At 40.9% G+C, this 21417-nt stretch carries 20 protein-coding genes, 1 rRNA gene and 1 other RNA gene; all 22 read left to right on the forward strand.

The genetic code is table 11. The features are described 5' to 3' along the window. Window positions 1-223: 223 nt before the first annotated feature. Entirely contained in the window at window positions 224-1441 is a 1218-nt protein-coding gene (locus MTBBW1_RS17845) for a S66 peptidase family protein (protein ID WP_080805497.1), read from the forward strand. 161 nt (window positions 1442-1602) lie between these two features. After that, the gene (locus MTBBW1_RS30020) at window positions 1603-2424 is read left to right on the forward strand and encodes a serine hydrolase domain-containing protein (protein ID WP_139786808.1); all 822 of its coding nucleotides are present in this window, start codon (window positions 1603-1605) and stop codon (window positions 2422-2424) included. Further along, the gene (locus MTBBW1_RS30025) at window positions 2325-2777 is read left to right on the forward strand and encodes a serine hydrolase (RefSeq protein ID WP_186441451.1); all 453 of its coding nucleotides are present in this window, start codon (window positions 2325-2327) and stop codon (window positions 2775-2777) included. The genes MTBBW1_RS30020 and MTBBW1_RS30025 overlap by 100 nt, the downstream gene beginning before the upstream one ends. A gap of 202 nt (window positions 2778-2979) precedes the next feature. Further along, window positions 2980-4026, forward strand: coding sequence for a rod shape-determining protein (locus MTBBW1_RS17860; RefSeq protein WP_080805504.1), 1047 nt, complete (start codon window positions 2980-2982; stop codon window positions 4024-4026). 4 nt (window positions 4027-4030) lie between these two features. Further along, window positions 4031-4942: a rod shape-determining protein MreC gene (mreC, locus tag MTBBW1_RS17865; protein WP_080805508.1), complete on the forward strand. Its 912-nt coding sequence runs from the start codon at window positions 4031-4033 to the stop codon at window positions 4940-4942. Window positions 4943-5133: 191 nt separating this feature from the next. Next, complete coding sequence (locus tag MTBBW1_RS17870) at window positions 5134-5457, forward strand: hypothetical protein (RefSeq protein ID WP_080805511.1); 324 nt, start codon at window positions 5134-5136, stop codon at window positions 5455-5457. After that, complete coding sequence (gene mrdA, locus MTBBW1_RS17875) at window positions 5454-7289, forward strand: penicillin-binding protein 2 (RefSeq protein WP_080805513.1); 1836 nt, start codon at window positions 5454-5456, stop codon at window positions 7287-7289. Before MTBBW1_RS17870 ends, mrdA begins: the two co-directional genes overlap by 4 nt. A gap of 91 nt (window positions 7290-7380) precedes the next feature. Next, window positions 7381-8598, forward strand: a complete 1218-nt coding sequence (rodA, locus tag MTBBW1_RS17880; protein ID WP_342743926.1) for a rod shape-determining protein RodA — start codon at window positions 7381-7383, stop codon at window positions 8596-8598. Between the two features lie 461 nt (window positions 8599-9059). After that, the gene (locus MTBBW1_RS17885) at window positions 9060-9485 is read left to right on the forward strand and encodes a F0F1 ATP synthase subunit B (protein ID WP_080805518.1); all 426 of its coding nucleotides are present in this window, start codon (window positions 9060-9062) and stop codon (window positions 9483-9485) included. Further along, window positions 9485-10075, forward strand: a complete 591-nt coding sequence (locus MTBBW1_RS17890) for a F0F1 ATP synthase subunit B (RefSeq protein ID WP_080805521.1) — start codon at window positions 9485-9487, stop codon at window positions 10073-10075. Before MTBBW1_RS17885 ends, MTBBW1_RS17890 begins: the two co-directional genes overlap by 1 nt. After that, window positions 10072-10623: an ATP synthase F1 subunit delta gene (atpH, locus tag MTBBW1_RS17895; protein ID WP_080805524.1), complete on the forward strand. Its 552-nt coding sequence runs from the start codon at window positions 10072-10074 to the stop codon at window positions 10621-10623. Before MTBBW1_RS17890 ends, atpH begins: the two co-directional genes overlap by 4 nt. Further along, window positions 10623-12137 carry a F0F1 ATP synthase subunit alpha gene (gene atpA, locus MTBBW1_RS17900; RefSeq protein WP_080805526.1) on the forward strand — a complete coding sequence of 505 codons (1515 nt, stop codon included), beginning with the start codon at window positions 10623-10625 and terminating at the stop codon, window positions 12135-12137. Before atpH ends, atpA begins: the two co-directional genes overlap by 1 nt. A 200-nt stretch (window positions 12138-12337) precedes the next feature. Next, a complete protein-coding gene (atpG, locus tag MTBBW1_RS17905; RefSeq protein ID WP_080805528.1) occupies window positions 12338-13243 on the forward strand; it encodes an ATP synthase F1 subunit gamma in 906 nt (301 codons plus the stop codon). A 50-nt stretch (window positions 13244-13293) separates the two neighbouring features. Next, window positions 13294-14712, forward strand: coding sequence for a F0F1 ATP synthase subunit beta (gene atpD / locus MTBBW1_RS17910; RefSeq protein WP_080805530.1), 1419 nt, complete (start codon window positions 13294-13296; stop codon window positions 14710-14712). Between the two features lie 15 nt (window positions 14713-14727). After that, window positions 14728-15132, forward strand: a complete 405-nt coding sequence (locus MTBBW1_RS17915) for a F0F1 ATP synthase subunit epsilon (protein WP_080805532.1) — start codon at window positions 14728-14730, stop codon at window positions 15130-15132. Window positions 15133-15476: 344 nt separating this feature from the next. Further along, window positions 15477-16235 (forward strand): sugar phosphate nucleotidyltransferase, encoded by a 759-nt coding sequence (locus MTBBW1_RS17920; protein WP_186441453.1) that lies wholly within the window; start codon window positions 15477-15479, stop codon window positions 16233-16235. A 57-nt stretch (window positions 16236-16292) separates the two neighbouring features. After that, window positions 16293-16541: a cell division protein ZapB gene (gene zapB, locus MTBBW1_RS17925; protein ID WP_080805536.1), complete on the forward strand. Its 249-nt coding sequence runs from the start codon at window positions 16293-16295 to the stop codon at window positions 16539-16541. Window positions 16542-16546: 5 nt separating this feature from the next. Next, a complete protein-coding gene (gene zapA / locus MTBBW1_RS17930; RefSeq protein WP_080805538.1) occupies window positions 16547-16897 on the forward strand; it encodes a cell division protein ZapA in 351 nt (116 codons plus the stop codon). Between the two features lie 43 nt (window positions 16898-16940). Beyond that, a non-coding RNA gene (gene ssrS / locus MTBBW1_RS17935) (6S RNA) lies at window positions 16941-17125 on the forward strand. A 455-nt stretch (window positions 17126-17580) separates the two neighbouring features. After that, window positions 17581-19143: a ribonuclease Y gene (gene rny, locus MTBBW1_RS17940; protein WP_080805540.1), complete on the forward strand. Its 1563-nt coding sequence runs from the start codon at window positions 17581-17583 to the stop codon at window positions 19141-19143. Window positions 19144-19479: 336 nt separating this feature from the next. Then, window positions 19480-20781 (forward strand): tyrosine--tRNA ligase, encoded by a 1302-nt coding sequence (gene tyrS, locus MTBBW1_RS17945; RefSeq protein WP_080805542.1) that lies wholly within the window; start codon window positions 19480-19482, stop codon window positions 20779-20781. 445 nt (window positions 20782-21226) lie between these two features. Continuing rightward, window positions 21227-21417 (forward strand): 16S ribosomal RNA (locus MTBBW1_RS29150); the annotation flags it as partial.

Genomic DNA, 21417 nt, shown 5'->3' on the forward strand with positions numbered 1-21417 from the left:
ATTTGGGGGTGATTGATACGTAATCAATCATGCCTGTTTACCGTGAAAGTGACTATCATTTTTATACTTGGGGGTGATTGATGCCTAATCAATCATGCCTATTTAATGGCAGAATAAGGAAATATAATAAGGAAATATAATAAGGAAATATAATAAGGAAATATAATAAGGAAATATAATAAGGAAATATAATAAGGAAATATAATAAGGAAATATAATAGTGATGAACTCTTTATTTCGCAGCGCTCCACCACATCCGCTTGTCAAAGGAGACACAATTGGTGTATGTGCTCCATCCTCTATTTTTGACAAGACTCTTTTAATGAAGGGTGTTAAAAAAATGGAGGATCTGGGATTTAATATTTACATTCCGGAAGCTGTATATTCCCGAAAAAGATATATGGCAGGTGATGACGCTGTTCGGACAAGGGTGATTAATGAACTTTTTGCAGATCCATCTGTTAAGGGCATAGTCTGTGCCAGGGGTGGTTTTGGGGCAATCAGGCTTCTTGAGTATCTTGATTTTGATTTGATATCTTCAAATCCAAAAGTTTTTGTAGGTTTCAGCGATATTACAGCTCTTCTTTGCGCTTTTTCCCTGAAAGTGCCTTTTCATCTCTTTCATGGTCCCGTACTTACTTCAATGGCCGTTGCCTGTGACAAAACTATGAACTCTTTGTATGAACATCTGACATGGTCACCTGAAAGTGTCTGTTCAGACATAGGTGTGTCTCAACAAAATGGTGAGTGTCAAGAGATAGGTGGATGTCAAGAGATAGGTGGATGTCAAGAGATAGGTGGATGTCAAGAGATAGGTGGATGTCAAGAGATAGGCGAGTGTCAAGAGATAGGGGAGTCTCAAATGATAGGTGGTTGTCAAAAGATAGGTGATTGTCCTGAAATTTCTGTTTCATGTGACCCTTTATCAGTGGTGCTCAGGCATGGTAAGGTTACAGGCCGCTTGACTGGTGGAAACCTTGCGACATTGTGTCATTTGATAGGTACTCCTTTTCAGCCAGATTTTCGAGAATCTATTTTATTTCTTGAAGATATTGGCGAGCAACCCTATAAGATTGACAGAATGTTGTCGCATATGAAACTTGCATCTCTATTTGATGGCGTCAGAGGAGTTATTCTTGGTTCATTTGAAAAATGCGGTATCTCGGGGAAAAAAAAAGAGGCTGATAGATTCAACTCCTGCGTTAACGTCTCTTCATCATGTTATGAAAGGCCGGAAGATTCTGATGAATATCTGATTCATGAGATATTCATGGAGATATTTGATTCTCATGATGTGCCTGTCATGACCGGCTTCCCGTCAGGGCATGGAGATGTTAACTGTACCATGAGGTTTTCAGCAGAGGTCATAATGGATACAACAACAAGAAGTCTCAGATGGCCTGCTGACACATCTTACATAAAAATAAACAGGCATGGATGATTACGTATCAATCACCCCCAAATATAAAAATGATAGTCATTTTCACGCTAAAAGGGAAAGTTTAAACTTCTTTTGCAAAAATTATGAAAGATGCCGAATAAGGGGTAATTATCTTCCACTCGTCAATATTGATTGTTTTAAACGAAAGAGAGATTTTTGTTATGCACTCTTTACTATCATCTGTAATGACAAAGGCTTTGGATGATGAGATTTTTCCTGGTGCAGTGCTTCTGGTTTCCCACAAGGGAAATATTCTGTATCATGAGCCATTTGGCGTTGCAGATCTTGATACACAGGATAAAATTTCACATGAGTCGTTTTTTGATCTTGCTTCCCTGACAAAACCCCTTGCCACTGCACTCAGTTTTATGAAACTTGTTGAGACAGGTCTTGTTTCACTTGAGACGAAGGTTTGTGAGATTATAGATGACTTCAGGGTTTCTGATAAATCTCGGATTTCAATTGATCATCTTTTGCGCCACACATCAGGTCTGGCTTCCCACAGGCCATTTTTTGAATCAATAAAGTGTGAAACCTCAGGATGGAGCTTTGAAAAGGGTAAAGAAGTTCAATCTATGATCAGAAGATCTATTGTTAATGAAAAACTTGAAAGCCTTCCGGGGCAATGTCAGAAATACAGTGATCTTGGTTATATGGTGCTTTGCTGGATTGTTGAGGAGGTGACAGGGCGGCTTTTTGATGAGTATGTTTATGGGGAGCTTTTTGCTCCCATGGAAATTGGTGATCTTTTTTTCGTGAGACTGCCGCCGGCACAAAAAGAAATCATTTCCAGCATTCCACAAAGTTTTGAGGCTCTTCATACGCAAAACTTTAACAGAAGTGTTTTTGTTTCAACAGAAAAATGCCCCTGGAGAAAAAAACTGTGCGGGGAGAGGTTCATGATGATAATGCATGGATTGCAGGTGGTGTTGATGGGCATGCCGGTCTATTTGGTACGGCATACTCTGTCTGGAAACTCCTGAATCCTTTTATGATTTCCCAACTATGCTATTATGGTAAAAGCTATAACTGGATGAAATGTTCAGAGTTTATTGTAAAGCCAGATGTAATAAACTCTTTTGTTGCCAGATGTGCTGCTGGTGAGATGGTTGCAGGTTTTGATACTCCGTCTCCTTCAGGCTCTTCCTCTGGACAATACTTTTCACCAGAAAGCCTTGGTCACCTTGGTTTTACCGGCACATCATTTTGGATGGATATTCAAAAAGAGTTAATAGTTGTTTTACTGACAAACAGGGTTCATCCCAGCAGGAAGAATGATAAAATCAGACAATTCAGACCAATGATTCATGATTTGATTGTAAAAAATTGTTTGTGATTTAAGGTTGGGAAAACAGACAGGAGGATTATATTTTAATATGTTTAAAATGACTTTGTTCTTGTAAAAAACATTCTTTTCTGTTAGCAACTAACCTTTGATGAGAAAAGGCGTAAGTCTGGATTCTGAGCAAAGTCAATTTTAATATATTATTTATGATAGACGTAGTACAGTATTATTTCATGGGAAGGGGTAGGGTAGTATGAACCTGATAGTTGATTCTCTTCTTGGTGTATTTTCAAGCGATCTGGCAATTGATCTGGGAACTGCCAATACACTTGTATATGTCAAAGGAAAGGGAATAGTACTCAGTGAGCCTTCAGTCGTTGCAGTCCGTACTGACAAAAGGGCTAAAAACAGAGTGCTTGCAGTTGGGGCGGAAGCCAAGAAGATGCTTGGAAGGACGCCGGGAAACATTGTTGCAATCAGACCGATGAGAGATGGTGTTATTGCCGATTTTGAGGTTACTGAGGCGATGCTCAAGCATTTTATACGTAAGGTGCATAATAATCGTAGAACTCTTGTCCGGCCTAGAATTGTAATTGCTGTCCCTTCCGGTATTACCCAGGTAGAAAAACGTGCCGTAAGAGAATCTGCTGAGCTTGCAGGTGCCCGTGAGGTCTTTTTGATTGAAGAACCCATGGCGGCAGCTATTGGAGCCGGTCTTCCTGTGACTGAGCCTACATGTAACATGGTTGTAGATATAGGAGGTGGTACCACAGAAGTTGCTGTGATCTCCCTTGCAGGTATTGTATATAGTCGATCTATACGTGTTGCAGGCGATAAGATGGATGCCTCCATTACACAGCATATTAAAAGAAAATATAATCTTCTTATTGGTGAGAGAACAGCAGAGATCATCAAGACTACAATTGGCAATGCCTATCCGGAAGAGGACATGGTCGAGACAATAGAGGTAAAGGGGCGTGATCTTGTATCAGGTGTGCCAAAAATACTTGAAATTGATTCTGAAGAGGTCTGCATGGCTATCTCGGAGCAGATTGATGCCATTGTCGAGACAGTGAAGATTGTGCTGGAGCAGACTCCACCTGAGCTTGCGGCAGATATTGTGGATACCGGCATCGTTCTTACAGGTGGCGGAGCACTTTTGAAAAATCTTGATAAACTGCTCAGAGAGAAAAGTGGCCTTCCTATAATAATAGCTGATGAGCCGCTTGCCACAGTGGCCCTGGGGTGCGGCAAAGCCCTTGACTCCATTGATATATTAAGAGAAGTGGTTATTACATAATTTAATGTTTTCAAGAACTACAGCACTTATGATCGGGGTAGTGCTTTTTATTACGGCAACATTTACTGTTCTGACAGTCAGCAGTCGGGATATTCTTTCCGGAAACGGTGCCCAGAGGCTTGCTGTATCGATTGTCGCACCGTTCCAGATGCTTGTCTCAACTACCTGCTCCTGGTGTGTAAATGTTTGGAGTGTCTATTTTGCAACTGCAAATATGGCCATTGAAAACATTGAGCTTCGCAAAAAGCTTGCACTTGCAGTTGCAGCCCAGAATCGCTGCAGGGAGCTTGAGCTTGAAAATAGCAGATTAAGACGGTTTATGGATTTTAGCCGTCAATCTGAGAATCCTTTGATTGCAGCAAAAGTTGTTGGCAGGGACCCATCACCTTGGTCAAAGACACTTATGATTGACAAGGGACGTCGGGATGGCCTCTCAAAAGGATTACCTGTACTGGTCTCAGATGGTGTTGTTGGTCAGATAAGTGATGTATTTGGCAGTTATGCCAGGGTTCTTCTTGTTACGGATCGTAACAGTGCTGTAGATGCACTGGTTCAAAGTTCACGTGCAAGGGGTATTGTCCAGGGCAATAACAGTGATGAATGTATTTTTAAATATGCTCTCAGAAAGGACAGGATTGTTCCGGGGGATCTAATAGTCTCTTCAGGTTTTGACCAGGTTTTTTCAAAGGGTATGAGGATAGGTACGGTTGTTGATGTGAAAAAGGAGAACTCTGAGCTGTTCCAGACCATCTATCTTAAGACCTTTGTTGATTTTGATAAGCTTGAGGAGGTGCTTGTATCCATAGAGAATAGAAAAAGCGTTGATGAGGAAAGTGTTGATGGTGCAGGAGATGACACAGGAGATAACGAACCTGTTCCAATTGATAATGTGGAGAAAAAAAGTATTGAAGGTTAAATAGAGACTATGATCAGGCTTGTGTTTCATTTTTGCCTTTTTATTTGCATAATGGTTTTGCAGACCTCTGTGTTACCTCGTATCTCTTTCATTGATTATAGCTTTGATCTTTTGATAGTAATGGTTTTGTTTTTTCTTTAACATTTGCACATCCGGCTTTTTTTATGGTACCACTTCTGCTCGGGTGGAGCATGGACAGCATTTCAGGCGCTCCCGTCGGTCTTTATACTGCCTCCTACCTCTGGATTTATCTTGTTGTCCTGATCCTAAAGCGTTTTGTCCATCCCGGGAATCTTATTTTTTTGCCACTTATAAGTGCCTTTTCCATAATGATAGAGAATGGTTTTCTTTTTTTCTCCTTTTTTGTCAAATATGGGCTTTTGGTAATTACTGTTTCAGATCTTATGCTTGCAGGGCGTCAGATGTTGTGTGGGTTTTTTGTTATTCCCGTTTCAGTTATGTTGATAGATATTCTTCATACAAAATGTGATAGACTTGATTCAAGGACATTATGAAAAGTCCGGACAGGGATTGGCTCAAGAAAAGGCTTGGGATTGCTGCTGTTTTTATTATGGTGGTTTTTTCGCTTCTTCTGACACGCTTTGTATATCTTCAGGTTGTTGAGGGAGAAGAGTACCGCAGATTATCTGAAAATAACTGCATTCGCCTCCAGAGTGTTCCGGCTTCAAGGGGGATGATATATGACAGGACAGGTACCTTACTTGTTGATAACCGTCCATCCTTTGATCTGAAAATTGTTCTCAAGGACGCTGTCCCACTTCATAAAACACTTGAAAAGCTTTCTGTCTTTACGGCAATACCTCTTGATGAGATCCTCCAGAAGGTTGAAGCTGCAAGAAAGAGCTCCATATACAAACCTGTTCTGCTGAAAAAAAATATTACCCGCAACCAGCTTGCTGTGGTGGAAGCCCATGGTTTTGATCTTCCCGGTGTACTTGTTGATGTTGAACCAAGACGGAACTACATATACAAGAAGAGTGCTGCCCATGTTATTGGGTATCTTGGTGAAATTAACGAGCAGGAGCTTGTTAGTGGACGATATCCTGATGTAAGGGCAGGGGATTCCATAGGAAGGTATGGAGCTGAAAAATCCTATGAGGATATTTTGAGAGGAAAAAGGGGAGGTCGCCAGATTGAAGTGGATGCCAGGGGCCGTCTTGTGAGGGTTTTAAGTACCGTTGATTCTATACCTGGTAAAAATATATATCTGACAATTGATTCGACCCTGCAACAGACATCAGAGGCTCTTCTTGAAGGTAAGGTAGGGGCTGTGGTTGCAGTGGAGCCTTCATGTGGTGATATTCTTGCAATGGCAAGCTCTCCTTCATTTGATCTAAATGATTTTATTGGTGGTATTTCCATTGAAAAGTGGAAAAATCTGATTGAAAATTCAGATCGTCCTATGTCCAACAAGGCTATTCAGGGTGAATATCCTCCTGCATCTACCTATAAAATGGTTACTGCAATTGCTGCACTTGAAGAAGGTGTTGTTGATCGTCACACCACACGTTTTTGTCCTGGACACTATAAATATGGTAACCGAGTTTACAGATGCTGGAAAAAGTGGGGACATGGTAAGGTTAATGTGCTTGGAGCCATTGAAAATTCATGTGATGTTTTTTTTTACAGAGCAGGTGAAGATCTCGGTGTTGATACACTTGCCCAGTATGCTACAGGTTGCGGCCTTGGGCGTTTAACGCATATTGATCTTGCCAATGAACGGGCAGGTCTTGTTCCTACTTCGGCATGGAAAAAACGTCGATTTGGCAAGCCCTGGCAGGGAGGAGAAACCCTCTCCATTGCAATAGGCCAGGGGTTTAATCTTGTTACACCTTTGCAGATGGCTGTTTTTGTCGCTGCCATAGGTAATGGCGGTACTCTATATCGTCCAAGAATTCTGAAATATACCCAGACATACAGTGGTAAGGAGGAGATGAAGTCACAGCCTCCGGAAATTCTGGGTGGATTGCCGGCATCCCAGGACACTTTGGGTATTATCAGAAAGGGTATGTTTAACGTTGTAGAGGGTGATCGTGGTACTGCTCACAGGATTCGGATTAAGGGAATTCAGATGGCAGGTAAAACCGGAACTGCCCAGGTTTTCAGTCTTAAAAAAAGTGACAGGGAGAGCAACAGGAGACTTGATTACCACTTGAGGGATCATGCATGGTTTGTCTGTTATGCTCCTGCTGAAAATCCTGTTATTGCCGTTTCTGTTATTATTGAGCATGGAGAGCACGGTTCCACTGCTGCGGCTCCTGTGGCAGGTGAGATTGTCAGAGAGTGGTTGGAAATTCAAGGAATGATGCCAAGTGTTCCCCAATAACCAACATGGCGGTTCACCCCCACAATCGAAGAGTTGAAAGTCTTTATAAAAACAGCCATTTGCGGGGACTTTCATATAACGTACATGGCTGATGATAGCCACAATCGAAAAGATGAAAGTCGTTTTAAAAACAGGCTGTTACCGAGACTTTCATATAAAACGTACACGAAATTTCAAATTCGGGGATGGGTTTCGGGATTTGTTTGACAGGCGCTTGATAGAAAATTTTGACTGGGGTTTGATTTTCATAACCTTTATGATTGCAGGGCTTGGGCTTGTTGTCTTGTTCAGCGCTGTTAATGCTGGTACTCCATCTGATGGGATGCATCTTCTTTTTAAAAAGCAGATCATATGGCTTTCTGGCAGTTTTTTGCTCATGACAGCTTCCATTTGTGTACCTTATCGAATGTTTGATAAAGGCAGTATAATTATCTATCTTGTCTGTATTGCACTTCTTGTTGCTGTATTGCTCGCTGGAAAATTTGTTGCAGGTTCAAGGCGATGGCTTGCTTTGGGGCCATTTACAGTACAGCCTTCAGAGTTGATGAAGCTCTCTTTGATAATTGTCCTATCCTCTACATTCTCAGGAATGGTTACAGAAAAAGGTCTCTCCTTTAAAAATCTTTTGAAACCGGGTTCTCTTCTCCTTTTACCTTTTGTTCTTATTCTTGTTCAGCCAGATCTTGGTACTGCCTTGCTGCTTTTGTTTATAACTGCAACCATGACTGTTTTTGTCAAAGTTGAGAAGAAAGTTTTTTTTACATGTCTTGCAGCAGGGATATCGTCTGTCCCATTGGCCTGGCATTTTCTCTTGAAGGACTATCAAAAGGGGAGGGTACTTACATTTCTTGATCCTGATAGGGATCCACTGGGTGCTGGGTATCATATTATACAGTCAAAAATCGCCATTGGGTCAGGTCTGTTGAGCGGAAAAGGTTATCTTAAAGGCACTCAGAACGCGTTGTCTTTTCTGCCAGAGCAGCATACTGATTTTATACTCTCAGTTCTTGCAGAGGAGTGGGGTCTTATGGGATGCGCTGTGCTTCTTCTGCTCTATTTTATGCTTTTGCTATGGGGACTTAATATTTCATACTGTTGTCGTGATCTTTTTGGCTCAATACTTGCCTTTGGTATTACTGTTATGATTTTCTGGCAGATTTTCATCAATATTTCCATGGTTATGGGACTTATGCCTGTGGTTGGAGTGCCACTCCCTCTGATAAGCTATGGCGGCTCTTCTGTTGTGACAAATATGATAGGGATTGGTGTGCTTCTCAATATCAGCATCCGGCGATTTGCCACTTCCTGACGAGATTGGAGGTTTGCCATTTCTTGACCAGATTATTGATCTCCTATAATCCGCTTTCGCATATTTTTATAAAGTACTGTAATTAAAGATAAAATAGATATGTAATTTTTGCCAATAGATTTTTGACTATCAATAAAATCAATGTGTTATAAATATATAATCAGATGAGGGGCTGTAAATAATCACTTTGCATCCTCTCTTCCCAAAGAGCATTTGCATGTTGACAAATAATTTGCATGATGATACTCAAATTGCGACTCTTGCTTTGTCAAAAATAAAAATTAGAGTTGTTAACCATTGAATAAGATTCTCAAACTATCAAAACTGGAAGTCAGCAATTCTGAAATTAAGTACCGATATGCAATTATAATGTATTTAAACCGCACTTTCTGGTAAAGGGGTGTGGTCTTTGGAATAAGGTAGTTGGATAATATTAATTATTAACTGGCGGAGGGAAATTTATGGTTAGTGTGGATGGATCCCTGTTTATTCAGATCATCAATTTCCTTTTTCTCCTGTATGCGCTGAATCTGGTTCTTTTTAAGCCAGTCCGTAAAATTCTTCTTGATCGTAAAGAGAAGATTTACAGCCTTGAAAAAGGAGTCGAAAGACTTGCTTCAAGGTCGGACGAGAAGGATATGGCTTATAAGGAAGGCATTAAAAATGCCAGAACCGAAGGCCTTAAGAAGAAAGAGGCAATGATTGACCAGGCATCCCAGGAAGAAAAAGAGATACTTGATAAGATCACCATGAATGCTCAGGCAAACCTTGCAAAGATTCGTGCGCAGGTGACTGAAGAAACTGAGAAGGCTCGTGTTGCCCTTGAAGATGAGCTTGATGTCTTTGCCAGGGCAATTGGCGAGAAAATATTGGGGAGGGCATGCTGATGAAGGTTGTCGAAAGATTAAAGAGTGCTCTTCCTGCTGCGTCAATTCTCTTCTTTGCTCTGGTCAGTGCGGCATTGGCATCGTCAGGTGGAGGGCATGAAGCTGCACCAAAAGGATGGGTTATTACTGACACATACAAGGTGCTTAACTTTATTGTACTTGCTGGTGCGCTTTTTTATATCGCCAGAAAGCCTGTTGCGGAATTTTTTACATCCCGTGTAAAAGGGATAGAAGAACAGCTTGCTGAGCTTGAACAGAAAAAAAATGCTGCCCAGAAAGCTCTTGAAGATTATGAGGCAAAAATTGCCGATCTTGCCGGTGAATCTGAAAGAATGCTTCAGGATTACATCAAACAGGGCGAAGATGCCAAGAAAAGGATTCTTGCAGAAGCTGAGGCTCAGGCTGCAAAACTTGAGGAAAATGCAAAACGCAATATTGAGCAGGAGTTTGCAGCAGCAAAATTAAAGTTGCAGCAGGAGATAGTTGAAAAAGCCCTTGCTCAGGCAGAAGCAATGGTCAGGGAATCCATCTCCTCTGAAGACCAGGATCGATTGGTTGATGAATATCTGGGTAAGGTGGTGGCCTCATGAAAAATTTGTCTGTTTCACGGCGTTATGCCAAAGCATTGATGCTGATCGGTAAAGAGTATGGTCAGACAGATCAATACAGAAATGAACTTGATGAAGTTGTAGATCTGTTTGATGCTAACCCTGAACTTGAAATGGCAGTTATCAATCCGCTGTTTGATAAAAACGACCGTCGCAGAGTGCTTGTAGCTGTTCTGGAAAAAACCGAGCTCTCCCGTATTGTTCAATCCTTTGTTATGCTGCTCTTTGATAAGGGCCGTATAGGATTTTTAAGGGGAATATGCGATTTTTACAAACAACTTGCTGATGAGTTGAAAGGCGTTGTTCATGCAACACTTGTGTCTGCTACCCAACTTTCTGCCGAAGCCACTGAAAAAATAAGGGAGGGGCTTGCAAAAAGAACCGGTAAAGACGTTATTCTGGATGTTGAGCAGGATCCCGAACTTATAGGTGGTATTGTTACCAGAATTGGAGATCTTGTGCTGGACGGCAGCGTAAAAACTCAACTGTTGAATATGAGAGAATCATTAAAAAGAGGTGAGATTGTCTAATGGAAATAAGAGCTGAAGAGATAAGCCAAATAATAAAAGAGCAGATCAAGGATTTTGACAAAGAGGTTGAGCTCAGCGAAACCGGTGTTGTACTCTCTGTGGGTGATGGTATTGCCCGCGTTTATGGTCTTGAAAAAGTAAAGGCAATGGAGCTTGTGGAGTTCCCTGGTGGAGTTCTTGGACTTGCTCTTAACCTTGAAGAGGACAATGTCGGTGTTGCGATTCTTGGTGAAGATAAAAAAATCAAGGAAGGCGATGTTGTAAAACGTACCGATCGTATTGCTTCCGTTCCGGTTGGAGAGGCCGTTTTGGGACGCGTTGTTACCACAACAGGTGAGCCTGTTGACGGCAAAGGCCCTATTGATACAAGCATCACAATGAACATGGAGCTTGTAGCGCCTGGTGTTATTGCAAGAAAATCAGTTCATGAGCCATGCTATACAGGCTCAAAGGCTGTTGATGGAATGACACCGGTTGGACGTGGACAGAGAGAGCTTATTATTGGTGACCGTCAGATCGGAAAAACAGCAATTGCAGTTGATGCTATAATTGCTCAGAAAAACACCGATGTTAAGTGTATTTATGTTGCATGTGGTCAGAAAAAATCAACAGTTGCACAAGTTGTTGCCGCCCTTGAAGAGCATGGTGCAATGGAATACACAACGGTTGTTATTGCAAGTGCCAGTGAGTCTGCTGCAATGCAGTATCTTGCTCCATATGCAGGATGTGCAATGGGTGAGTACTTCCGCGATAAAGGTGAGCATGCACTTATCATTTATGATGATCTTTCAAAACAGGCTGCTGCCTATCGTCAGGTTTCCCTTCTTCTGAGACGTCCCCCAGGGCGCGAGGCTTTCCCTGGTGATATTTTCTACAACCACTCACGACTTCTGGAGCGCTCTGCAAAGCTTTCCGATGCTCTTGGAGCAGGATCGCTGACAGCCCTTCCGATAATTGAAACCCAGGAAGGTGATGTTTCCGCATTTATTCCAACCAATGTTATCTCCATTACCGATGGTCAGATTTATCTTGATAAAGGACTTTTCTTCTCAGGTATCAGACCCGCAATTGATGTTGGTCTTTCAGTTTCCCGTGTTGGTGGTGCAGCTCAGGTTAAAGCCATGAAACAGGTTGCAGGTACCCTTCGTCTTGATCTTGCGCAGTATCGCGAACTTGAAGCATTTGCTGCTTTTGGAAGTGATCTTGACGCTGCAACCCAGAGGCAGTTGACACGTGGAGAGAGGCTGGTGGAGCTTTTGAAACAACCACAGTATAAGCCGCTTCCAATGGAAAAACAGGTTGTTGCCCTTTTTGCAGGAACCAGAGGATACATTGACAAATACCCAAGAGAAGCTGTCTCAAAATATGAAGAGGGGCTGTACGAATTTATTGAGAGCAGATTCTCTGATATTTTTACTGATCTTGTTGAGAAAAAAGAGATCACATCGGATATTGAAGCCAAACTGAAAAAAGCCCTTGATGCCTATGATGAGGAGTTCAAAGCTGCCGTATAGCAGGTTCCTTCGGCATATTCAAGCAGCCGGATGTAAGTTTTTTCTTTCATATTATTAGGGACTTTCTTTGATTATGAGATTCTTGTTGAATATTTTAACAAGAATAAAACTTTGTTCATCTGCTTTAGAGCTTCATCTGTCAGAAAAGATTATTAATTGAAAAAGGTTATTAATAATTTAAGGCTTGAAAAGGTAAATTTATGGCAACGTTAAAGGAAGTACAGACTAAGATAAGTAGTGTAAAAAAGACCAAGCAGATCACTTCTGCCATGAAAATGGTTGCTACTTCCAGATTGCGCGGCGCCCAGCAGAGCATGGAGGCTTTTAAGCCTTATGCATCAAAGTTTTCCGAAGTTCTTGGAAGTATTGCTGGAAAAGCCGGGGAAGATGCAAGCCCTCTTCTTGTTCCAAGGGAAGAGGTAAAAAAAGTGAATATAATCCTCTGTACATCAGACAGAGGACTTTGTGCTGGTTTTAATGTAAATCTTATCGAAAAAGCTGAAAAGTATATAAAAAGTAATCTCAAGGACAAGGATGTCTCCTTTACCTGCTTTGGCAAAAAAGGTCGGGACTGGGCCAGGAAATCATCTTTCTCCATTGATGATGAGTACATTGGAGTAGTAGGTAGCCGATTTGATTTCAGCGTGGCATCTACTTCAGGACAGAAACTTATAAACAGTTTTCTTGAAGAAGCTGTTGATGAAGTATATCTGGTATATTCGGAATTCCAGTCAATGGCCAGACAGGAGCCTGTCGTAAAGCAGCTTCTGCCTATTCCACCTCTGGAGAACACAGAACCGGAAGAGGCAGTTGAGTCAAAAACGGCTTCTGATTCGGTCTATCTTGCGGAGCACATCTGCGAGCCATCTTCGGATGCGCTGCTCTCTGAAATGCTGCCTAAGAATATATTTATTCAGATATATGATGCACTGCTTCAGACCTCTACAAGCGAACATGCTGCACGAATGAGAGCAATGGAAAATGCGACTAAGGCTTGTGAAGATATGATTGGTGAGCTTAAGACCATATTCAACAAGACCCGTCAGTCAGGTATTACTGCTGATCTCATGGATATTGTGGGCGGTGCAGAGGCTCTTAAAGGATAAATGAATTTAAAAAAATATACTGGATTAAACAGCTTTAACAGGAGGAACAAATGGCTGAAAATATAGGAAAAATAGCACAGGTGCTTGGTGCTGTTGTTGACGTTAGATTTGAACCGGGGAAACTTCCGCCTCTGCTTAGTGCTCTGACAGTTACAAACCCGGTAATAAATGATGAAGAGGACAATCTTGTTATTGAGGTTGCCCAGCATCTTGGGGATAATGTTGTAAGATGTATTGGTATGGATGTTACCGATGGTCTTCAGAGAGGAATGCCTGTTAAAGATACAGGTAGCCCAATCATGATGCCAGTTGGTAAAGCATCTTTGGGACGTGTTCTAAATGTTATTGGCAAGCCTGTTGATGGACTTGGTGATATTGATCGTTCAAAAATGCTTCCTATCCACAGATCTGCACCTTCCTTCACGAGCCAGGATACATCAGTAAGGGTTCTTGAAACAGGCGTTAAGGTTATTGACCTTCTCGTACCTTTCCCCCGCGGTGGTAAAATGGGAATGTTTGGTGGTGCAGGTGTTGGCAAGACAGTTATCATGATGGAGATGGTTAACAACATCGCAATGCAGCATGGTGGTATATCAGTATTTGGTGGTGTTGGTGAAAGAACCCGTGAAGGAAACGACCTTTATCACGAGATGAAGGATTCTGGAGTTCTTCCAAAATGTTCACTGGTTTATGGCCAGATGACCGAGCCTCCCGGAGCCCGTGCAAGGGTTGCACTTTCTGCTTTGACCTGTGCCGAGTACTTCCGTGATGAAGAGGGACAGGATGTGCTTTTGTTTGTTGATAACATCTTCCGTTTTACACAGGCCGGTGCCGAGGTTTCCGCAACTTTGGGTCGTATGCCCTCTGCTGTTGGATATCAGCCTACACTTGCGGTTGACATGGGTGAGCTTCAGGAGCGTATTACATCAACAGATAAAGGTTCCATTACCGCAGTACAGTGTGTTTATGTTCCTGCTGATGACTTGACAGACCCTGCACCTGCAACTACATTTGCCCATCTTGACGGTACTGTTGTTCTTTCACGTCAGATTGCAGAGCTTGGAATATATCCTGCTGTGGATCCATTGGATTCAACTTCAAGAATTCTGGATGCTGCATACATTGGTGAAGAGCACTATCAGGTATCTCGTACTGTACAGCAGACTTTGCAAAAATACAAAGAGTTGCAGGATATTATCGCAATTCTTGGTATGGATGAACTTTCTGACGAAGATAAGGTAACTGTTCAGCGTGCAAGAAAGCTTCAAAGATTTTTGTCTCAACCCTTCCATGTTGCAGAGACATTTACAGGTATGCCTGGAAAATTTGTAAAAGTTGAAGACACTGTAAGATCTTTTAAGGAGATTATTGACGGTAAGCATGATGATCTTCCTGAAGGTGCTTTTTATATGGTCGGCTCCATTGAAGAGGCAGTTGAGAAAGCCGCTAAAATGAGAGAGGGTAACTAATTCAAGGGGGTAAAAATGGCTGAGAATATATTTCTGGAAGTGGTCACCCCTTCAAAGGCTGTTGTCAGTGAAGAAGCCCAGATAGTTGTGGCTCCGGGTTCAGAAGGTGAATTCGGTGTTCTGAAAGGTCATACTACCTTTTTGACATCTCTGAAGGTGGGAACGCTTCGGTATAAGGACTCCTCTGGAAAAGAGAAGTTTGTTTTCATCAATGGAGGATTTGCAGAGGCTCTGCCTAACAAGGTTACTCTTTTGGCTGAATCGGCTGAAAAAAAAGAAGACATTGATATTGAACGAGCAAAACAAGCCAAAGAGAGGGCAGAAAGACGCCTTGCTGCAAAAGCTGAAGATTTTGACTTTGCAAGAGCTGAAGCAGCATTGAGACGCGCGATTCACAGGCTTTCAGTTGTTAATTCTTAAGTATTATTGTTTTTTTTCAACAATGAGTAATTGAAATAAATGGGGGTGTTCTCTTTGTCTTTGGAGAGAGCATCCCTTTTTTTTTAAAAAATGACGGCATCCTTCATATGACCTCAGAAGTTCTTTACACTTTTTTAGATGAGCTTCCCGCAAAACGGGAATAGTGTAATTGAAAGTGTAAAGCGGGAAATGAAGCATGCCAAAATGCCTGGCATCTTTTATTTTTCGATTTACACTTATCTTAAAACCATGCCCATTTTCAGGAATTTAAGATCCAGAAAATGTAAAGTGGTTTCAGGACGATATTAAGGATGCCGAATGCCTGTTTTGCTGAGAATGATTTTATGAAATTTACATCTGTTGCAGTGATCATACTTGCTGCCGGAAAAGGCTCAAGGATGATGTCTGATCTTCCCAAGGTGGTGCATGAAGTCCATGGAAGAAGTATGATAAATAGGGTTCTGGACTGTGCTGTATCTCTTTTTGATAAAAAAAATATTGTTGTGGTGATAGGTCATAAATGGGAACAGGTTAAAAAAAATATTGACAGCGCCTACAGTTGTCAAATTTCCTATGCCTTACAGAAGAATCTACTTGGTACCGCGGATGCGGTAAAATGCGCATTACCATATCTTGGTGATCACATTAAACATGTTCTTGTGCTTTGCGGAGATGTGCCATTAATAAGAAAAGAGACCATTGCCTCTTTTTTTGACCACTACATTTCAAATAATCAGGAGCTTTCTGTTCTCGCTGTTGATGTAGAGTCGCCTGGAGGATATGGTCGAATCGTGGTTGATGAAACTGATAATTTTTTGGCAATCAGAGAAGAAGCTGATGCAACATTTGAAGAGAAGAAGATTCAGACCATCAATGCAGGTGTTTACTTTATAAGTAAAAAATTTCTTGTTGAAGCTCTTGATTTGATAGGTAGTGATAATGTACAACAGGAGTATTATTTAACGGATCTGGTTTCCATATCACGCAATCTGCGTAAAAAGGCCGGTTATTTCATGGGAAACAATTCTGCCGAAGTTATGGGTGTCAATACTGTTGATGAGTTGAGAAGGGTTGAGCATATCCTGGAATCAGGAGATATTTAAATTCTCTTGACTTTGTGAAATGCTATGAATTATAGTTGATCTTAAGTTTGCGAGGTAGTGAAATTGGAAAAAGAATTAATAGATAAGAAGTTTAATGATATTGACGAAAAAGTCGATTTTATAATAGAATTGTGTCAGACTTTACAGGCTGAAAATGCCGATTTGACATCAAAGTTGGGCATCTTGGAATCTGAACTGAAAGAAAAAACCGAGAAGGAAGGGCAGTACTCCGAGCAGCAGGCTGCCATTCAGGCAAAGATTGACGGGCTTCTTTCCAAACTTGATAACTTTTCAGAAATACTTTAATAGAGATGTCCGACATAGAAGCCAAAGGCTCCATAGGTATAGAGAAGTCAGTAGATGGAGTTATTACTATTGACCTCTTTGGCACAAAATTTAATTTTAAACCTGACAGTAAGGTTGAGCAGCCAGAGCTGATTATTGATGAACTGAATCATTATGTTCGGAATGCTGAGAATCATATAAAATTTACGGCTTCAGATAGAAATAAATTGGCAATTCTTCTGCTGGCATCCATGAATATATCAAATGATTTACGTGAAATGAAATTGCAATACGCTCGTCTTGAAGAGCATATAATGCAACGAATGTCCAAATTGCTTGGTAAAATTGAAAAAATATCAGGTGATTCTGCAATCTGACTTTGGCATATATAAAAAAAACTTGACGTTAATTTAAAAGTTAAGACCCCTGCGATGTTTGTGATTGTTGTATGTCCTTTGCCTAACGCTACAAAAAAGGGTAGCCACGCTGATACTGGTGTGCATGTTCCTGTTTTTAATAAGGAAAAGCCTTAAAGTATTATTGGAGACCCACTTATTGAACTCCGGTTCAAAGACATTTACAACACGGCATGATGTGGGGGTTCTTAAATTCATTTCTGCATACTCTACGTATTTTTTGTTTTTCTGCAAAGAATTCAGTAACTCTCCTTATCTTCTACTATCATTAAAACTTATCTGATTTCCTCTCTAAAATTACATTGATAATTTTGGTTACACATGCGTTAGGCTTTTCCATTATCAATTTAATTATCTGGAATACTATATTGCTTCTTCAAGTTTAAACTGTCGGGTGACTTTTAAGACTTTTCAAAGGTTCAAGGCATTTTCTACCCGACAATCAAACCTTGAAAGAACAATATGCCACAATCGAATATAGATAAGAGTCCTTTTATAGGCACTCAATTACTAAAGACTTTCATATAGAACAAAAGTGTAAATAAGGGTTGTGTTGTCTGGCTTTATTTTAAACTTACGGACAGATGCTGGAAGCACCCCCGAAGTTGTGTTGAATGTGAATAATAACTGGGAGATTAGTTTTAATGCAATATGTTGTGGTTTTTAGTTCAATTTGCGGTATGGCAATGGGTTTTGGCACTGCATATTGGCTGACTTTAAAAAAATTAAAGTACAAATTTGAAGAGATTGAAAAAGAGGAACAGCGTATCCTCAGGGAAACCGAGAAAAAAGCAGAGACGCTTATTAAAGAAGCACAGTTAGAGGCAAAAAGTCGTTTGCTTGAAATGAAAAGCGTCTTTGATGCTGAAACCGGAGATGCCAGAGCAGAATTAAAAAAAGAAGAACGGAGATTGCTTCAGCGTATTGAAAGCATGGACAATCGACATGAGCAACTCCAGAAGAGAGAGGGGGATTTTGAGGCAAAGGAGAAGTCGCTTAATATAACAATTGAGAATGTGGCAGAAAAAGAGAGACAAGTTGATGATTTGCTGGATAGCACTAAAAAGGAGCTGGAAAAAGTATCCAGTCTTACATCAGAGCAGGCCAAGGAAATTCTTCTGAAAGCTATGGAGAATGATGCCCGTCATGAAGGGGCAAAACTTGTTAAAAGAATTACAAGTGAAGCAAGGGAAAATGCCGATAAAGAGGCAAAAAAAATAATATCCACGGCCATTCAGCGATATGCGGGGGATTTTGTGGCTGAGCGTACTGTGTCTGTTGTTCAATTGCCAGGAGATGAGATGAAAGGCCGAATTATTGGTCGTGAAGGTCGTAATATAAGGGCACTTGAGGCAGCCACTGGTATTGATCTTATAATTGATGATACACCTGAAGCTGTTATTCTCTCGGGTTTTAATCCTGTACGCCGTGAAATTGCAAGGCTCTCACTTACTCGTTTGATCTCTGATGGCAGAATTCACCCTGCAAGAATAGAAGATGTTGTATCAAGAGTTACTGAGGAGGTTGATGTCATCATTAAGGAGGCAGGTGAGCAGGCAGCCTTTGATCTTGGTGTCCATGGTATCAATATTGAGTTGATAAAGATAATAGGGCAGCTAAAGTTTCGTACAAGTTATGCCCAGAATGTTTTGCAGCACTCTGTTGAAGTTGCATTTTTATCAGGTGTAATGGCAGCAGAGCTTGGTCTAAATGTGAAAATCGCAAAAAGAATGGGGCTTCTACATGATATTGGCAAGGCTGTGGATCATGAGGTTGACGGTCCTCACGCCCTTATTGGTGCAAAGCTTGCAAAAAAACATGGTGAGGTGGATATGGTCGTTAATGCAATTGCATCCCACCATGAAGATAAGATGCCCGAAACGGTTTATGATTTTATAGTTCAGGCGGCAGATGCTCTTTCCGGAGCAAGGCCTGGGGCCAGAAAAGAGACCCTTGAAAATTATATAAAACGCCTTGAAGAACTCGAAGCTGTGGCTAACTCCTTTGGCGGAGTATCCAATACATATGCGATACAGGCAGGCAGAGAGATCAGAGTAATTGTAGAAAGTGATAAAATTTCTGATACAGATGCTGTTTTGCTAAGCAGGGATATAGCTCAGAAGATAGAGTCAAATCTTACTTTCCCTGGACAGATAAAAGTCGTTGTCATTCGTGAAACAAGAGCTGTTGAATATACAAATAAGTAAGAAGGAATCGGCAGTCTGTTAAGGAATGTCGAGTAGTGCACTGTCAAGACTTGATTTTAGGGTTATCTGCAACGTAGAGACAAGGCATGCCTTGTCTCTACAGTTAAACGAACCCTGATTGTTAGCTTTGACAATGCAGTAGTCTTATTTTTGCACAATATAATGATCAACAAAACATTGTTGTGCCTATATTATGGTTTTCCATAATTGCTTTTTAGTTCCGTAACAGCCTGTCGTCGGCTTTTTTAGCAGGCTCAATAATTAAGAAATTTAAGATCCAAGATGATTTTTAAACAGACTCTAATACTACCCTGACTACAGGAGATTTTTTTTATAATGAGTACTATTCTTGACCTATTACAGGAAAGAGGTTTTATTGATGCTGTAACGCATGAGTCAGAGTTGCAGGAATATTTAAATAGTAATAAGGTTACCTGTTATATCGGTTTTGATCCTACTGCTTCCAGCCTCCATGTTGGAAGTCTTGTCTGTATTATGGCTCTTGCCCATATGCAGAAAATGGGGCATCGTCCCATAGCTCTTGTGGGCGGCGGCACAGGTTTGATAGGAGATCCAAGCGGAAAAACTGAAATGAGAAAGGTAATTACCCAGGAGCAGATTGATGTTAATAAAGAGGGGATCAAGAAACAGCTTTCAAGATTTATTGACTTCTCGGGGGGTAATGCACTTTTACTGGACAATGCGGATTGGTTGAAGGGGCTTGAATATATATCCTTTTTAAGGGACATCGGTCGCCATTTTAGCGTAAACCGGATGATAAAAGCTGAAAGCTACAGAATGCGAATTGAATCTGAGGAGGGCTTAAGCTTTATAGAGTTTAATTATATGCTTCTGCAGGCATATGATTTTATGAAACTTTGTGATCAACATGACTGTATGGTTCAGATGGGTGGAAGCGATCAGTGGGGTAATATTGTAGCTGGTATAGATCTTGTTCGTCGAACACTTCAAAAAACTGTATTTGGGATAACATTCCCGCTTATTACCACAAGTAGTGGAATAAAGATGGGCAAGACACATAAAGGGGCGGTCTGGCTTGATCCTGAAAGAACCTCTCCATATGATTATTATCAGTTCTGGATTAACAGCGATGATGCTGATGTTGCCCGTTTTCTTGCACTTTTTACCTTTATTCCAATGGATGAAATAAAGGCTGTTGAAAAACTTGAAGGTGCTGATATAAATGCAGCAAAAACGATTCTCGCATTTGAAGCTACCTCTATTGCTCATGGCCAAGAAGAGGCTTTAAAGGCCTATGAGGCAACAGCCTCTGTCTTTGGTACACCCTTGCTTTCTAAAGGGCTTATGCCAACAAGCGTGATCCCAAGGAGTGGAGATAATAATAAAGCCTCCAGTGAAGATAAAAACATTCCAACTTCCGAGTATTCATTTGAGTTGCTTGATCAAGGTGTTGCTGTTGTTGATGTTTTTGTTACTGCTGGTCTTTGTAATTCCAAAGGGGAGGCAAGGCGTCTTATTTCACAGGGAGGAGGCTACCTCAATGGAGAGCGTATTTCAGTTTTTGATCAAAAGATTTCTTTGTCGGATATGAAAGATGGTGAGATTATTCTCAGAGCGGGTAAAAAGAAGTTTCACAGGATTATTCAAAGTACTTAACAAAAACAGAAGAGCTTGATTTCATTTAGTATTGGATACTTCTCAAATGGGCAATTGTTTTTTGTGGAAAAAATCCCTTGACATCCATTCACCCATTCTATATAAGTTGTCCCCGTTTGCAGCATCTGCACCTGATATTTTTTGCTCTGCTCTTGTGATCTTTTTTTGCTTGAGTGGGCTTTTAAAAAAAATAAAAAAAATATCTTGACACTCTTAAAATTAAAGAGTAAAAGGTTCGGGTTTGCTTGAGTTGATTTGGATGTGAGAAAATTATTTTTTCATTTAAATTTGCTTGATGGTGCTAAACAAAAAATGTATTTTTTCAAAAATATGATCTTTGAAAACTGGTAAGTGATTAGATTGATTTAAAGCCCTTTTTTGGCACCTCTCTGGTGTGTTTTTGACACATAGGGGGATATGCCATAAAAAAAGAAGAAAAGAATTATAACTGGAGAGTTTGATTCTGGCTCAGAATGAACGCTGGCGGCGTGCTTAACACATGCAAGTCGAACGAGAAAGACCCTGCTTGCAGGGACGAGTAGAGTGGCGCACGGGTGAGTAACACGTGGATAATCTACCTTCAAATCGGGAATAACTGTTCGAAAGGGCAGCTAATACCGGATAAAGTTTGTAAGG

The sequence above is a fragment of the Desulfamplus magnetovallimortis genome, from assembly GCF_900170035.1.
Lineage (GTDB): Bacteria > Desulfobacterota > Desulfobacteria > Desulfobacterales > Desulfobacteraceae > Desulfamplus > Desulfamplus magnetovallimortis.